Origin of the sequence: Nocardia violaceofusca NBRC 14427 (assembly GCF_963869435.1) — a bacterium.
In the GTDB taxonomy this organism is placed as follows: domain Bacteria; phylum Actinomycetota; class Actinomycetes; order Mycobacteriales; family Mycobacteriaceae; genus Nocardia; species Nocardia aobensis.
In genome coordinates this window covers 51,824-66,807 of sequence record NZ_CAWMPM010000041.1, presented here as the reverse complement: position 1 = coordinate 66,807, position 14,984 = coordinate 51,824, and the positions used below count along the sequence as shown (strand labels likewise).

The window sequence follows — 14,984 nt, the reverse complement described above, 5'->3', positions numbered from 1 at the left end:
CTTCGAGTACCGGTGCGCCGGTCAGCGAATGCGCAGCCGCCGGCTCAGACGCAGTGTCAGCAGGGTGCTCTTGAGCTGCTTCTCGAACGGCATACCCGCCCGCGCCGAGAGCACCTGCTTCTTCTGCACGCCGACATTGACCGTATCGGTGTATTTGAGCAGACCCGCATCGCCGTGCCGGGTGCCGACGCCGGACTGCTTCACGCCACCCGAGGGCGTCATCTTCGCCGAATAGGTCGCGACGAACCCGTCGTTGACGTTGACATTGCCCGCCTCGAGCCGGTCGGCGAGCTTCTCGGCCCGAGCGAAATCCGTACTCCAGATGCTGGCGTTGAGGCCGTAGGTGGTGGCATTGGCCTGCCGGACGGCCTCGTTCTCGTCGGTGTAGCGGTAGACGGTGACGACCGGGCCGAAGGTTTCGACGGTCGCGTGCTCCATCTCGGGGGTCACACCGGTCAACACGGTGGGCTCGTAGAACGCCGGGCCGATATCCGGGCGGGCCTTGCCGCCGGTCAGCACGGTCGCGCCCTTCGCGACGGCGTCGTCGACGTGGGCGGCAACCCGCCGCATGTGATCGACCGAGACCAGTGAACCGAATTCCGGATCGGCGGTGTACGACGCACCCGCCTTCGACCCCAATTCCTCTGCCGCGGCGACGAATCGGCGCACGAACTCGTCATGGACGCGGTCGTGCACGTAGATGCGCTCGATATGCATACACGCCTGACCGGAGTTGCCGTACACGGCGAAGATCGCGCCCGGGATGACCTCGTCGAGGTTGGCGTCCTCGAGCACGATCATCGGATTCTTGCCGCCGAGTTCGAGGCTGCAGCTGATCAGGTTGCGGCCCGCGCGCTCGCCGATGGTGCGGCCGGTGGCGGTGGAGCCGGTGAACATCACGAAATCGCTGTGGTCGATCAGGGTCGGGCCGACGTCGGGTCCGGTACCGCAGACGACCTGGATCAGATCGCGCGGCAGCCCCGCCTTGCGCAGCAGTTCGACGCCGTAGAGCGTGCACAGCGCGGTCTTGTTGTCCGGTTTGATCACCACGCCGTTGCCGGCGATCAGGGCCGGGATCGAATCGGAGATCGAGATCGCGAAGGGGAAGTTCCACGGCGCGATCACCGCGACGACGCCCTTGGGCCGATGCTGTTCGGTGGAGGTGGAGATGATGGGCATCGCGCCGCCACGCCGGATCGGTTTGAGGATCCGCTCGGCGTGTTTGAGGTAGTGGCTGATCACCATCACCGGATCGCACGATTCCTCGATGGCCATCCGGCGGGTCTTGCCGCAGCCGATCTGAATCAGATCCGCGATGGTGTCGAGTTCGGAGAGAATCAGCTCATGGGCCTTCTCGAAGACCTGCAGCCGGCGCTTGACCGGCCAGTTCGCCCATTCCCGCTGCGCCGCCCGCGCCTTGTCGGCCGCCGCGGCGACGTCCTCGGGCGAGGACTGCGGCAGCTCACCGACGACCGCGCCGGTGTACACCTCGATCATGTCGTAGGGTTCGCGCTTCTCCCCCGCGGTGCCCGCGGTGATCAGCCCGGTGAGGCGGTCGATCAGCGTCTTCGTGATCCGCGGCGGCAGCGTGCTCGCGGCGAAGCTGTGCGACGTCGCCTCAGCGCCGCTGTGCGTGGTTGTCTCCATCAGCGATCTCCATAACTTGCCGCCCGTGACGGCGGTCACCATCATCCAAACTAGAACACGTTATTGTTCTGTACAACGTTGCGGGGTAACTTCGTCCGCAAAACGCGAGTAATACCATGAGGAAAGTGGGTCGGCGATGACGACGGCAGCAACTGAAACAGGTAGCAACACGGAACCGCACGCGCTGCTGGAGCGACGCGGCGCGACCCTGATCGTCACCATGAACCGCCCGGCCGTCCGTAATGCGCTGTCGGCCGAGATGCTCGACCTGATGGTGCAGGCCTGGGACACCGTCGACAACGACCCGGAGATCCGCTCCTGCATCCTCACCGGCGCGGGCGGCGCGTTCTGCGCGGGCGCCGACCTCAAGGCGATGACCAAACAGGATCCGGCCAAGAACATGAGCGCGGGCGGCGCGTTCGACCCGACCAACATTCCGGGTCTGCTCAAGGGCCGCCGCCTGACCAAGCCGCTGATCGCCGCCGTCGAGGGCGCGGCCATCGCCGGCGGAACCGAGATTCTGCAGGGCACCGACATCCGGGTCGCCGGCGAGAGCGCGAAATTCGGTGTGTCCGAAGCACGCTGGAGCCTGTTCCCGATGGGCGGCTCGGCGGTACGTCTGCCCCGGCAGATCCCCTACACCGTCGCCGCCGACATCCTGCTCACCGGCCGCCACATCACCGCCGCGGAGGCCAAGGAGTACGGCCTGATCGGACATGTGGTGCCGGACGGGACCGCGCTGGACAAGGCGCTCGAACTCGCCGAGAAGATCAACGCCAACGGCCCGCTGGCGGTGCAGGCGATCCTGAAGACCATGCGCGACACCGAGGGCATGCACGAGAACGAGGCATTCAAGATCGACGCGCAGCTCGGCCTCACCGTCTTCCGCAGTGACGACGCCAAGGAAGGCCCGCGCGCCTTCGCCGAGCGCCGCAAGCCGGAGTTCAAGGGCCGCTGACACCGCATCCGGCTGTCCACCGGATGCGTGGCGGGTGAACATATCGTGCAAACCTCGGCGAGATTGCGAGAAAACTCGATTTCTCGCCGAGGTTTGCACGATCAGTTCAGCACCATCACAGTTCGGGCTTCACCATCCGAGTGACCTGCTTGCGCAGGAAGTTCGGGGCGAAACGTCGTGCCAGCCACAGCGGCTTGGCCGGACCGGGGAAGATGAACAGCGGCGCCTTCGGGTCCGCGACGGCGCGTTCGGCGGCATCCAGCACCCGGTCGGGCGTGATGCCCTTCTGACCGGCGACCACCGCCTCGTTGGCGGCCCGAATGCCTTCCAGCAGGGGGGTTTCCACGATCGGGGGGCAGATCGAGATCACCCGTACCCCGGTCCCGTTCAACTCCTGCGCCAATGCTTCGTGATAGCAGACGACGGCGAATTTGGAGGCCGAGTAGGCGGCCAGGCCCGGCGAGGGCAGCCAGCCCGCCACCGAGGCGAACAGCACCAGGGTCCCGCGGCCCGCCTGCTTCATCTCCGGCACGACGGCCTGGCAGATGTTGATCGTCCCGCCGTAGTTGATGTCCATCACCCGGCGCATATCCGAAACATCGTGCGTCAGAGCGGAACCCACCCGGCAGAGGGCGGCCGCGTGCACGACGTGCTCGATCGGGCCGAGGTCGGAGCGCACCTTGTCGACCACCGCCCGCACCGCCTGCTCGTCGGCGACATCGCAGGCGTAGGTGCTCATATTCGGTGAGCGCCGCGCCGTCTCGGCCAGGCCGGTCTCGTTGATGTCGAGTGCGGCCACCCGATAGCCCCCGGCCGCCAGCCGCTGGGCCGCCATGCGCCCCATGCCGCTGGCCGCACCGGTCACCACTGCCGTCTTGCTCATCGAACCTCCACCGCGTCTTCGAAAGTCATGCGCAGCAGTCCGATCCGGCTGCTGAAGAGTGCGCGCTTGGGCAACCCCAGGGCGCGCATCTGTTCGGCGACGGGATGATCACCGAGCTCGATCCTGGTGCCGCCCAGCCCCATTCGCACCTGCGACGGGTTCATCACCCATGGCGTGCGGCGCAGGATGCCGTCCATATGGGTGTAGGCCGCGATCGACGCGCCGCCCATGCCGCCGGGGGACGGCACCCCGCCACCGACCTCCATCGCCACCACCAGGCGATCGTCGATGCGGACCTCGCAGCGCTTGCCGCGACGCACCGGCGTGATCCGGATATCGGCGATCTCCTTGGGGAAGCCCCAGATCTCGCGGCCCGCCGCGCAGGTGAAGGTCTGGTTCACCGGCAGCCACGGGATGTAGACACCGAGGTCCCGATCCCGGCCGCGCACCATGAGGGTGAGGCCGAATTCGTGATAGGGGCCCAGGTCGCCGTCCACGTAGCGCACGAAGACCAGCGAGCACACCCCGCGTCCGGCGACCGTGAGTGGCTCGAGTCCGGTCGGCGCCACGATCTCCCGGGCCGCTGCCGCGTCGACGAGAAATGTCGCCGCGCAGGCGTCGGCGTCGCGGATCTCGACCGGCATCCTGACTTTTTCACCGAGTACGGAATGCACCGCTGTCATCCTCCAAGTAGAACACGTTCCAGTCTGATTCGGCAGGCCCTCTCGCCCCGGAAATCCCACTCACCGAGATCGCCCGGACACGGCTGCGCCGAACGCCGCGACAGCGACGTCCGGCGCGGGGGCCCGACAGGATTCAGGAGCCGACGGTGTAGGTCGGCGGGTGGGATTCGGCATGGCCTTTCGCCCACCGGTAGTCCGGTTTGCCGCTGGGTGTGCGCCCCACCGCGTCGACCACCCAGATGCTGCGCGGCAGTTTGTATCCGGCGAGGTGTTTGCGGACGTGCGCCTCGAGGTCGGCGAAATCGAGCGGATCGGCGCCGGCGATCGACACCACCGCCGCGACCTGATGGCCCCAGCGCTCGTGTGGAACTCCGATGACCACCACGTCGTAGACGCCGTCGTGGGCCTTGACGACGGCCTCCACCTCTTCGACGAACACCTTCTCGCCGCCGGTGTTGATCACCATGTTGCCGCGGCCGATCAGGGTGATGGTGCCGTCGGCCTCCACCCGCGCGCGGTCGTCGGTGATGACCATGCGGACGCCGTCGACGGTCTTGAACAGCTTGTCGGACTTGGCCTGGTCCTTGTAGTAGCCGAGGGGCACCGAGCCCTTCTTGGCCATCCAGCCCTCTTCGCCGGGCGCCACCTCCCGGCCCTCCTCGTTCACCACGACCGCGCCGCGTCCGGTCTGGACACGCGGCCCGCGGGACGGGTCGTCGTCCTTCTGTGCCACGCCGATGCCACCGAATCCGGTTTCGGAGGACCCGATCGAATCGGTGATCACCGCATGCGGGAACAGCTCCAGCATCTCGTTCTTCACCGGCTGCGACAGCAGCGCCGCACCGGAGGCCAGCGCGACCACCGAGGAGGCGTCCACCGGTGCCTGCCGATAAGAGTTGAGCAGCGGCCGCGCCATGGCGTCACCGGTGATGACCACGATGTTGACCCGCTGGGACGCCACCACCTGCCAGACCCGGTCGGCGTCGAAGCGCGGCTCGTACACGACGGTATTGCCCGACCACAGCGCGGTGAAGGTGGGCATCAGCGCCGCGGCGTGGATCAGGGGCGGCAGCAGTAGCCAGCGCAGCGGGTCGTTCTGCGATCCGACCCGGGACTGTTCGAACTCGTCGGCCACCGGCACATTCGTGTAGAAGTCGATGCCGCCGCCGAGCACCCGCCACATGTCCTCCTGGCGCCACATCACGCCCTTGGGCATGCCGGTGGTGCCGCCGGTGTACATCATGAACAGGTCGTCGGCGCTGCGCTCACCGAAATCGCGTGCGGTGGAGGTGCTTTCGAAGGCGTCGGCGTACGGGGTCGATTCGCTGGGAAGGCCCTCACCGCCCTGATCGTCGTCGACGACGAAGGCATGGCGCAGCGTGGTCACCTGCGGACGGACCTGATCCACGACCTGCGCGTAGCACCGGTGGTGCACCACCGCCTCGAGGTCGGCGTTGTCGTAGACGTAGCGCAGTTCGTCCGCGCCGTAGCGGTAGTTGATGTTGATCGGGACCGCCCGGATCTTGAAGGCGGCGATCAGCGTTTCCATCGTCTCGATGCTGTTGTGCATCTGGAAGCCGATGTGGCTGCCCTCCCCCAGCCCCACCGCGGCGAAGTGGTGGGCGAGCTGATTGGCGCGGCGTTCCAGGTCCTGATAGGTGACCCGGCGCTCGCCCTGAATCAGCGCCACCCGATCCGGCATGGCGTCCACGGCGTGCTCGAACAGGTCGGCGAAATTGTTCGGCATATCTGAGATCTCTCGTCGATTGCGGCGGTTCGGGACTGAGGGCGGTCAGACGACCGTCAGCGGCAGCGACTGCCGGGGGCTGAAGTGGAAGTCCGCCCCGGTGCTGAACCGAGTGATCGCGACCTCCGGCGACTCCCGGAAAGGCGTTGCGGCGGCGGTGATCTCGACGACGAGTTCACGCTCGTCACCCTCGCGGGCATGCACGTCGAACCGCGGGTTCACCCCGCGCACCATGGCGGCCAGCGGCTCCAGATGTTCGGCGTCGACCGCGGCCGGCCAGCCGCCGTCGCGTACGCCCGGGCTGTCGCGCGCGATGCGCAGGATCGCGGAATCGTGATAGGCGTCGACCTGCATGTCGACGTAGGGCAGTGGATTCCACGCCGGATGCAGGCGCAGGACCTGAGCGAGGTCTTCGAAGCCGGTACCGAGGCCGAGGAGCGCCCGCAGGCGTTCGGAGGTGAGCCCGGCGATCCCGGTGAACTGTTTGCGCGCGATCGCGGCGGTGGTCTCCGCATCCGCGCGCTCGCCGACCGCGATCAGGAATCCGAGGTTCAGCAGATGCTGCTGCAGGCATACCTCGTCGGCCATCCGGACCAGCGCCGACTGCGAGAAATCCGCGAAGTCGATATCGCTCAGCAGCGGCCCGCGGTAGTCCGACCGCCCCGGGCCGCCGGCTTCGATCGGCGCCAATTCGATATCGACAGCGGCGAATTCGGCCATGCGCGCCGCATTGCGCGGAACCGCGGGCGGTTCGTTGGCGGGATCGATGCGAACCGTCCACGCGCACACCGGCACTCGATCGGCCGGCTGCCGGGGCGGCCGGTGGATCGGGCGCACCTGCGCGTGCGGATTGGTGGCCAGTGCGGTCGCGTCGAAGGTGGGGTCCTCGATGGTGTGGCACATGGCCACCACGTAGTCCTCACCCATCGGCTCGACGTCGGCGAGCGCGCCGCAGTGGTCGAGCCAGAACTCGCCGTTGTGGTCGTCGTCGACGCGGAACCGGAAGTCCATGAACTGCGGCGGCGCGCCGATATCCAGTTGCAGCCCTTTGAATATGGTGACGACGCCGTCGCCGGGGATGTCGAGGGCCGCGCGCATCCGGCGGGTGTAGATCGGGCTGGCCAGTTGCCATTCCTCGATCGCGACCTCGGCCATCCCGTCGCGGCCGAAGGCCCCGATCGAATGCGCCATCCCCGAGCGATCGATGAGATGCCCGCACAGCAGCAGTTCGGGCACCAGGGCCGCCAGCTGCTCCCGGCTCAGTGTGGCGAAGCGACTCGCGCTCATGGAGCTCACCACAGCGGGACCGGCGACTCGCCGATCTTGTACCAGCCCGGCAGCGGCCCGGCGCCCGAACGCTCGATCCGCTTCTGCATACCCTCCGAGAGCGCGTTCGCGGTGATCATCTCCACGAACAGCGCGGAGACGTTGCCGAAGTCGAAAAAGTCACGCTGCCAAGACCATTGGAAGTCGCCACCGTAGCGGAACCAGCTGCCGCCGATGCCCTCCGGGCTGTAGTGGCTCCCGTCGGGGCGGGTGTTCTCGTTGACCTGTTTCCACAGTCCGATCACGTTGCCGCTGCGCTCGTCGACGACGAATTCCTGGTACGGGTAGGTCCAGCCCTCGAGGCCGTCCATCTCCTGCCCCAGCGCGAGTTCGCGGATCTCCTCGCGGCCCACCGCCATGAACTCCTGGGTCGGGCCGTAGTTCCAGCCGTAGGTGGCGTCCTCGGTGTACATGTCGGCCAGCGGCCGCCAGTCGCCCGCCGCCTCGCAGCGTTCGTTCTCGACCACCCAGCGGCGGACCATCTCGTCGAGTTCGTCCCGGGAAAAACCGGACATCGCAGCTTCCTTCACATTCTGTGTCGAGGGCCGGCGCCGATCTCCGGCGTGGCCTGATCCGGGCGGTCACCGGGCTGCGGCGACCGCGAACGTCGTGGTCCGTCAGCCCGTTTTCGAGAACGAGTTCAGGCCGGGATATCCCTCGCGGACAGGCGCGAAAGACACATCGCTGGACATGTGTCTGGACGGTACCACCGCAAGCGGGGGCCGACAATGGATCGACTATTTTTGCCACCGGGAAGCGGTCGTTCGACCAGTGTGCCGCGGGCCGTCCACGCCGTGGTCGGCGCCGATTCCACACCCTCGGCACAGCCGCGGAATTGAAACAAGTTCTTGCGCCAAGATCAGAGTCGAACCTATAGTTCCGTACACGTGTCCAGACAGCTCCGAAAGGTACCCATGAGCGGGTCCACGAACGACAGCACCAGCGCCGCCGGCTTCATCGGCCTCGGCAATATGGGTGCGCCGATGGCCGAGCGGCTGCTGAACCGCCCCGGTGGCCTCATCGTCTGCGACACCCGGGCGGAGGCCGTACAGCCGTTCGTCGACGGCGGCGCCGAACCGGCGAAGACGGCGGCCGAGGTCGCCGAACGGGCCGGGGTGATCTCGGTGGTCGTCCTGAACGACGAGCAGGTCCGATCCGTGGTCACCGGTCCGGACGGACTGCTGAGCACCGCGCGCCCCGGCACGGTGATCGCCGTGCATTCGACCATCAGCGACCGGACCGCGGTCGAACTCGCCGGCATCTGCGCCGGACACGAGGTGGACTTCGTCGACGCCCCGGTCAGTGGTGGCGGCGCGGGGGCGAAGAAGGGGTCGCTCGCGGTCATGGTGGGCGGCAGCGCCGCCGCCTTCGAGAAGGTGCGCGAACCGTTCGGCTACTGGGCCGAACTGGTGGTGCACGCGGGCGAGGTCGGCGCCGGCACCCGGATGAAACTGGCCCGCAACCTGCTGCATTTCGTCTCGTTCACGGCCACCGCGGAAGCCCAGCGACTGGCCGAGGCGGCCGGGCTGAACATCGTCGACCTGGGCAAGGTGGTCCGGCATTCGGATGCCATCACCGGCGGTGCGGGCGCGATCATGCTGCGCGACACCACCGCGCCGATCGCCGCGGACGACTTCTGGCATTCGATCTTCACCCACACCCGCGACCTCGGCGAGAAGGATCTGTCGCTGGCCCTGGCCCTGGGCGAGCGGCTCGGCGTCGAATTGCCCTTCGCCCGAATGGCTTTGAGCGGGCTCGGCGACGGCCTCGGCGTCGGGCCCGGCGAAGTTTCCCGGGCCGCGCGCACCGACACTTCGGAGGAGAGCAATGAGCGCTGACACCGACGGCCTCACGCCCGAGCAGCGTCGCGCGCGCGGAGTGGCCAAGATGAGCGAGGTCTACGGCTGGGAGATATCCGACGGACCCGGCGCCCATTTCGCCGTGACGGCGGATCACCTGTTCGCCGATATCTGGAGCCGCCCGGAACTGTCCGTGCGTGATCGCCGCCTGCTGCTGCTCGGCGCGCTGACCGCGCAGGGACATCTGGACGTCACCGAGATCCAGGTCAGCGCGGCCCTGCGCAACGGTGAACTCACCGAGGAACAGCTGCGCGAGATCGCGATCTTCCTCTGCCACTACACCGGCTGGGCCGCCGGGACCAAGCTCGACAGCGTCGTCGGCAAAGTCGTGGCCGCCGAAAAGAAGGCTGCCGAAAAGAAGTCCGCCGAGAAGTGAGGAACGAACCCACCATGTCCGACACCCTGGGTGTGCGACCACAGCCCGCCGCCGATATCACCGACTGGGACTACGAGGCCGATGTGGTCATCGCGGGATACGGCATCGCCGGCGTCGCCGCGGCGATCGAGGCCGCCCGGGCCGGCGCCGACGTGCTGGTGCTCGAGCGCACCGGCGGCTGGGGCGGTGCGGCCTCCCTGTCGGGCGGATTCATCTATCTGGGTGGCGGCACGCCGCTGCAGAAGGCGCTCGGTTTCGACGACACCCCGGAGAACATGGAGAAGTTCATGCTGGCCGCCCTCGGGCCCGGCGTGGACGAGGCCAAGATCCACGATTACTGCCAGGGCAGCGTCGAACACTTCAACTGGCTTGTCGCCCAAGGGGTTCCGTTCAAGGAGGAATTCTGGGGCGAGCCGGGCTGGGAACCCCCGCACGACGAGGGCCTGATGTATTCCGGCGGTGAGAACGCCGCGCCGTTCAAGGACATCGCCACCCCCGCCCCGCGCGGGCATCTGCCGCAGATGCAGAACAAGCGCATCGGCGAGCAGGGTGGCGGCTACATGCTGATGAAGCCGCTCACCGACACCGCCGAATCCCTCGGTGTGCGAGCCGAATACGACATCCGGATCCAGCGGCTCGTGGTCGCGGACGACAATCGCGTCGTCGGCGTGGTGGCCAAGCGCTACGGCAAGGAGATCACCGTCCGCGCCCGTCGCGGCGTGGTGCTCGCCACCGGCAGCTTCGCCTACGAGCAGCGGATGATCGAGGGCTACGCGCCGCGACTCATCGGCCGGCCCGCCGCCGCGATCGAGGAACACGACGGCATCGGCATCCGAGTCGCCCAGGCGCTCGGCGCCGAACTGGCGCATATGGACGCCACCGAGGTCGCCTTCTTCGGCGATCCGCAGATGATGGTTCGCGGCATCCTGGTCAACGGCCGGGGACAGCGCTACATCGCCGAGGACACCTATCCGGGCCGGATCGGCCAGGCCACGCTGATCCAGCAGGACAACCAGGCCTACCTGATCATCGACGAGGCCGCGCTCGAGGAAGCGCTGAAGACCGAGACCAGCAGCCCCTTCTTCCGCCAGCCCCCCACCTGGGCGGCGGAGACGGTCGAGGAACTCGAAAGCGATATGGGCCTGCCCGCGGGTTCGCTGCAGGCCACCGTCGAGGTCTACAACCGACACGCCGAATCCGGCTCGGACCCGCTGCTCGGCAAGAAGCCGGAGTGGGTGAAGCCGATCGGCACGCCGGTGGCCGGATTCGACATGCGCAACTTCACCGCCGGCTTCACCCTCGGCGGCCTGCGCACCGATCTGGATTCCCGGGTCATCCACGTCACGGGCGAACCGATCCCCGGCCTGTACGCCGCGGGCCGCTGCACCTCCGGCGTCTGCGCGGGCGGCTATGCCAGCGGCACCTCCCTCGGCGACGGCAGCTTCTACGGTCGCCGCGCGGGCCGCGCCGCCGCCAACGACGGTCCGGCATCGAACTGATGCCCGACCGAATCGAAAGGAACCCCATGCGTTTCGGCATCGTCCTGTTCACCAGCGACCGCGGCATCCGGCCCGCGGTCGCGGCCGCGGCCGCCGAGGAGCGCGGCTTCGAGTCGTTCTTCGTGCCCGAGCACACCCACATCCCGATCAAACGGGAGGCGGCGCATCCGCTGACCGGCGACGAGAGCCTGCCCGACGACCGCTACATGCGCACCCTCGACCCGTGGGTCGCGCTGGCCACCGCGGCGGCGGTCACCGAACGCATCGAATTGTCCACGGCGGTGGCACTTCCCACCGAACACGACCCCATCACGCTGGCCAAGACGATCGCCACCCTGGACCATCTGTCCGGCGGCCGGGTCAGTGTCGGCGCCGGATTCGGCTGGAACACCGACGAACTCGCCGACCACGGCGTGCCGGGCAACAAGCGCCGCACGGTGCTGCGCGAATACCTCGAGGCCATGCGAGCGCTGTGGACCGAGGAGGAGGCGAGCTACGACGGCGACTTCGTGAAGTTCGGCCCCAGCTGGGCGTGGCCGAAGCCGGTGCAGTCCAAGGTGCCGGTGCTGATCGGCACCGCGGGTACCGAACAGGGTTTCCGCTGGATCGCGCGCTCGGCCGACGGCTGGATCACCACCCCGTACGAGACCCACACGCTGCTGGAACGCCTGCAACTGCTGGGCAAGGTGTGGCAGGAGGCCGGTCGCGAGGACACCCCGCGGGTGGTCGCCCTCGACGGCAAACCCGACACGCAGCGGCTGACCGAATGGCACGCCGCCGGGGTGACCGACGTACTGTACGGACTGCCGGACAAGTCCGAAGCCGAGGTGCTGGCCTATCTCGACCGCCTGGCCGGCAAGCTCGCGCCCCTGCGCGCGAGCGCCTGATCGACAACCGCGCGCGAGCGCCTGAACCACTACGCGACCTGGCGCCCGAACAGGAAGTGAGCCGAAGACGTGCGTATCGCCCTGCTGTCCTACCGCAGCAAGACCCACTGTGGCGGGCAGGGGGTGTATGTCCGGAAGTTGAGTCACGGCCTGGCCGAACTCGGCCATGAGGTCGAGGTCTTCTCCGGTCAGCCGTACCCGGAACTGCTCGATCCCCGAGTGCGGCTGACCGAGGTGCCGAGCCTGGATCTGTACCGCGATTCCGACCCGTTCCGCACGCCGCGGCCCGGAGAGATCCGCGACCGCATCGACCTGCTGGAACTGGGCACGATGTGGACCGCGGGCTTCCCGGAGCCGCGCACGTTCAGCCTGCGCGCGGCCCGGCTGTTGCGTTCGCGCGCCGCGGATTTCGATGTGGTGCACGACAACCAGTGCCTCGGTTCCGGACTGCTCGACATCGCCCGGCGGGTGCCGCTGGTGGCCACGATCCACCACCCGATCACCCGCGACCGGGCCGTCGATCTGGCGGCCGCCCCGTGGCGGCGCAAGGCGTTCGTCCACCGCTGGTACGGATTCCTCGGCATGCAGCAGCGCGTCGCCCGGCTGATTCCGGATCTGATCACCGTCTCCTCTACCTCGGCCGCCGATATCGCCGACGACTTCGGCGTCGACGCCTCCCAGTTACGGGTGGTCCCGCTCGGCGTCGACACCGAACTGTTCCGGCCCCGCGAGCGCCGCGTACCCGGCCGGATCGTGGCCGTGGCCAGCGCCGACAAACCGCTCAAGGGCATCTCCCACCTGCTGCAGGCGCTCGCGCGGTTGCGGCTCACCCACGACGTCGAATTGCAGTTGGTGGCCAAGCTGGAACCGAACGGCCCCACCGAGAAGCTGATCGCCGAACTGGGCATCTCCGATATCGTCACGGTGTCGAGCGGACTGTCCGACGAGGCATTGGCCGAACTGCTGGCCTCGGCGCAGATCTCCTGCATTCCGTCCATGTACGAGGGCTTTTCGCTGCCTGCCGTGGAGGCGCTGGCCAGTGGCACCGCCCTGGTCGCCAGCCGGGCCGGCGCGCTGCCGGAGGTGGCGGCCGACTGTGCCGAACTGGTCGAGCCGGGCAATGTGGACGAACTGACCGGCGTCCTCGGAAAACTGCTCGACAATCCGCGTCGCATCGACGACCTCGGCGCCGCCGGGCGCCACCGCGCACTCACCGTCTTCAGCTGGGAAGCCGTGGCAGCCCAGACGGTTTCGGTGTACGAACGCGCCATCGCCCGCCGCCAGGGCACCGATCTGACCGCCGATACACAGGAGGCGACCGTATGCTGACCGTCGATTTCGACCGCTTGGGGATCGGGCCGGGCGTCCGGGTCATCGATGTGGGATGCGGCCAGGGTCGCCATTCCTTCGAGGCGTACCGGCGCGGCGCCGATATCGTCGCCTTCGATCAGAACGCCGACGACCTCGCCGATGTGAAGGTCATGTTCGGTGCACTCGCCGAGGCCGACGAGGCTCCCGACTACGCGCAGGCCGAGACGGTCCAGGGCGACGCGCTGGCCCTGCCCTTCGAGGACGGCGAATTCGACGTCGTCATCGCCTCCGAGATCCTCGAGCACATTCCGGCCGACGACGGCGCCATCGCCGAACTGGTACGCATCCTCAAACCCGGTGGGGCCCTGGCGATCACGGTGCCGCGCTGGCTGCCCGAGCGGATCTGCTGGCTGCTCTCGGACGAATACCACGCCAACGAGGGCGGGCATGTGCGCATCTACCGCGCCGACGAACTGCGCGGCAAGGTCACCGCGCGCGGGATGCGATTCATCCACAGCGAACACGCGCACGCCCTGCACGCTCCGTACTGGTGGCTGAAATGCCTGGTCGGGGTGGACAAGCCCGACGCCCGGCCGGTGCAGCTGTATCACCGGATGCTGGTGTGGGACATGATGAAACGGCCGTGGCTGACCCGTGTCGCCGAATCGGCCCTGGACCCGGTGATCGGCAAGAGCGTCGCCCTGTACTTCACCAAGCCGGCGGTGTCCGGTGCGCGCCGCTGAGCTGCCCTCGATTCCCGGCGTCCTCACCGCCCGGCAGTGCCGGGCCACCGCGGAATCCATTGCCGCACAACAGCACAGCGACGGCGCGATCCCGTGGTTCCGGGGCGGGCACACCGACCCCTGGGACCACGTCGAGTCGGCGATGGCGCTGACGGTGGCGGGTCTGCACGATGCCGCGCGCGCCGCCTATGCCTGGTCGGCGGACACCCAGCGCGCGGACGGCTCCTGGCCGTCGCAGTTCCGCGGCGACGTCGTCGAGACCGCCGACACCGACACCAATTTCTGCGCCTACATCGCCACCGGTGTCTGGCACCACTACCGCTGCACCGGTGATCGGCGCTTCGTGGACACGATGTGGCCGACCGTGCGCGCGGCCATCGATTACGTCATCTCGTTGCAGCAGGGCCGCAACGGCGAGATCTATTGGCTGCGGACCGAAAAGGGCATCCTGCCCGAGGCGCTGCTCACCGGCTGCTCGAGTATGTTCCACAGCATCGGCTGCGGGCTGGCGATCGCGGAACTGCTCGGCCTGGCCCAGCCGGAATGGGAGGTCGCGGCGCTGCGCCTCGGCCACGCGCTGCGGCATCATCCGGAATCCTTCGCCGAGAAGGACCGGTATTCGATGGACTGGTACTACCCGGTGTTGGGCGGTGCGCTGCGCGGCGAGGCCGGACATGCCCGGATCGCCTCGCGCTGGAGCGATTTCGTGGTCGGTGAGATCGGCATTCGCTGCGTCTCCGACCGCCCGTGGGTGACCGGCGCCGAAACCTGTGAACTGGCATTGGCACTGGACACCCTCGGCGACCGCGATCGCGCGCTGCGACTGCTCGCGAGCATCCAGCACCTGCGCGAGGACGACGGATCCTATTGGACCGGACTGGTTTTCGCCGACGGTAAACGCTGGCCGGAGGAGCGCACCACCTGGACCGGGGCGGCGGCGGTGCTGGCCGCCGACGCGCTGACCCGCACCACCGGCGGCAACGGCGTCTTCCGTGACCTGGCGCCCAGTGCGGATATCGCGACCGGCCTCACCTGCGACTGCGTGCGCTCGCCCAGCTGAGGCGG

14 protein-coding genes are annotated in these 14,984 nt (G+C 68.1%); 8 read left to right on the top strand and 6 right to left on the bottom strand.

Annotation, left to right across the window (positions count from 1 at the left end):
* Positions 1 to 21: 21 nt before the first annotated feature.
* A complete protein-coding gene (locus AC5592_RS30190; protein WP_063066171.1) occupies positions 22 to 1,647 on the bottom strand; it encodes a succinic semialdehyde dehydrogenase in 1,626 nt (541 codons plus the stop codon).
* Positions 1,648 to 1,783: 136 nt separating this feature from the next.
* Here AC5592_RS30190 and AC5592_RS30185 point away from each other — a divergent pair, with 136 nt between their 5' ends.
* Positions 1,784 to 2,605: a crotonase/enoyl-CoA hydratase family protein gene (locus AC5592_RS30185; RefSeq protein WP_062994590.1), complete on the top strand. Its 822-nt coding sequence runs from the start codon at positions 1,784 to 1,786 to the stop codon at positions 2,603 to 2,605.
* A 115-nt stretch (positions 2,606 to 2,720) separates the two neighbouring features.
* Here AC5592_RS30185 and AC5592_RS30180 read toward each other — a convergent pair whose 3' ends face one another.
* From AC5592_RS30180 to AC5592_RS30160, 5 genes are all read right to left on the bottom strand, one after another.
* Positions 2,721 to 3,488, bottom strand: a complete 768-nt coding sequence (locus tag AC5592_RS30180; RefSeq protein ID WP_036497328.1) for an SDR family NAD(P)-dependent oxidoreductase — start codon at positions 3,486 to 3,488, stop codon at positions 2,721 to 2,723.
* Positions 3,485 to 4,171, bottom strand: a complete 687-nt coding sequence (locus AC5592_RS30175) for an acetoacetate decarboxylase family protein (RefSeq protein WP_036497327.1) — start codon at positions 4,169 to 4,171, stop codon at positions 3,485 to 3,487. The genes AC5592_RS30180 and AC5592_RS30175 overlap by 4 nt, the downstream gene beginning before the upstream one ends.
* A gap of 133 nt (positions 4,172 to 4,304) precedes the next feature.
* Positions 4,305 to 5,918: an acyl-CoA synthetase gene (locus tag AC5592_RS30170; RefSeq protein WP_063066157.1), complete on the bottom strand. Its 1,614-nt coding sequence runs from the start codon at positions 5,916 to 5,918 to the stop codon at positions 4,305 to 4,307.
* A 45-nt stretch (positions 5,919 to 5,963) separates the two neighbouring features.
* Positions 5,964 to 7,205: a hypothetical protein gene (locus AC5592_RS30165; RefSeq protein ID WP_198163970.1), complete on the bottom strand. Its 1,242-nt coding sequence runs from the start codon at positions 7,203 to 7,205 to the stop codon at positions 5,964 to 5,966.
* Positions 7,206 to 7,210: 5 nt separating this feature from the next.
* Positions 7,211 to 7,759 (bottom strand): Cif family virulence factor, encoded by a 549-nt coding sequence (locus tag AC5592_RS30160; protein ID WP_036497324.1) that lies wholly within the window; start codon positions 7,757 to 7,759, stop codon positions 7,211 to 7,213.
* A 399-nt stretch (positions 7,760 to 8,158) separates the two neighbouring features.
* Here AC5592_RS30160 and AC5592_RS30155 point away from each other — a divergent pair, with 399 nt between their 5' ends.
* The 7 genes from AC5592_RS30155 (at position 8,159) to AC5592_RS30125 (ending at position 14,979) form a co-directional block, all read left to right on the top strand.
* Complete coding sequence (locus tag AC5592_RS30155) at positions 8,159 to 9,082, top strand: NAD(P)-dependent oxidoreductase (protein ID WP_063066155.1); 924 nt, start codon at positions 8,159 to 8,161, stop codon at positions 9,080 to 9,082.
* Entirely contained in the window at positions 9,072 to 9,479 is a 408-nt protein-coding gene (locus AC5592_RS30150) for a carboxymuconolactone decarboxylase family protein (protein ID WP_036497322.1), read from the top strand. The genes AC5592_RS30155 and AC5592_RS30150 overlap by 11 nt, the downstream gene beginning before the upstream one ends.
* Positions 9,480 to 9,493: 14 nt before the next feature.
* A complete protein-coding gene (locus AC5592_RS30145; RefSeq protein WP_063066170.1) occupies positions 9,494 to 10,978 on the top strand; it encodes an FAD-dependent oxidoreductase in 1,485 nt (494 codons plus the stop codon).
* Between the two features lie 26 nt (positions 10,979 to 11,004).
* Positions 11,005 to 11,865: an LLM class F420-dependent oxidoreductase gene (locus AC5592_RS30140; protein WP_063066154.1), complete on the top strand. Its 861-nt coding sequence runs from the start codon at positions 11,005 to 11,007 to the stop codon at positions 11,863 to 11,865.
* A 69-nt stretch (positions 11,866 to 11,934) separates the two neighbouring features.
* Complete coding sequence (locus AC5592_RS30135; protein ID WP_036497320.1) at positions 11,935 to 13,194, top strand: glycosyltransferase family 4 protein; 1,260 nt, start codon at positions 11,935 to 11,937, stop codon at positions 13,192 to 13,194.
* A complete protein-coding gene (locus AC5592_RS30130; protein ID WP_036497318.1) occupies positions 13,188 to 13,919 on the top strand; it encodes a class I SAM-dependent methyltransferase in 732 nt (243 codons plus the stop codon). The genes AC5592_RS30135 and AC5592_RS30130 overlap by 7 nt, the downstream gene beginning before the upstream one ends.
* Positions 13,906 to 14,979, top strand: coding sequence for a prenyltransferase (locus AC5592_RS30125; protein ID WP_036497316.1), 1,074 nt, complete (start codon positions 13,906 to 13,908; stop codon positions 14,977 to 14,979). The genes AC5592_RS30130 and AC5592_RS30125 overlap by 14 nt, the downstream gene beginning before the upstream one ends.
* Positions 14,980 to 14,984: the final 5 nt, after the last annotated feature.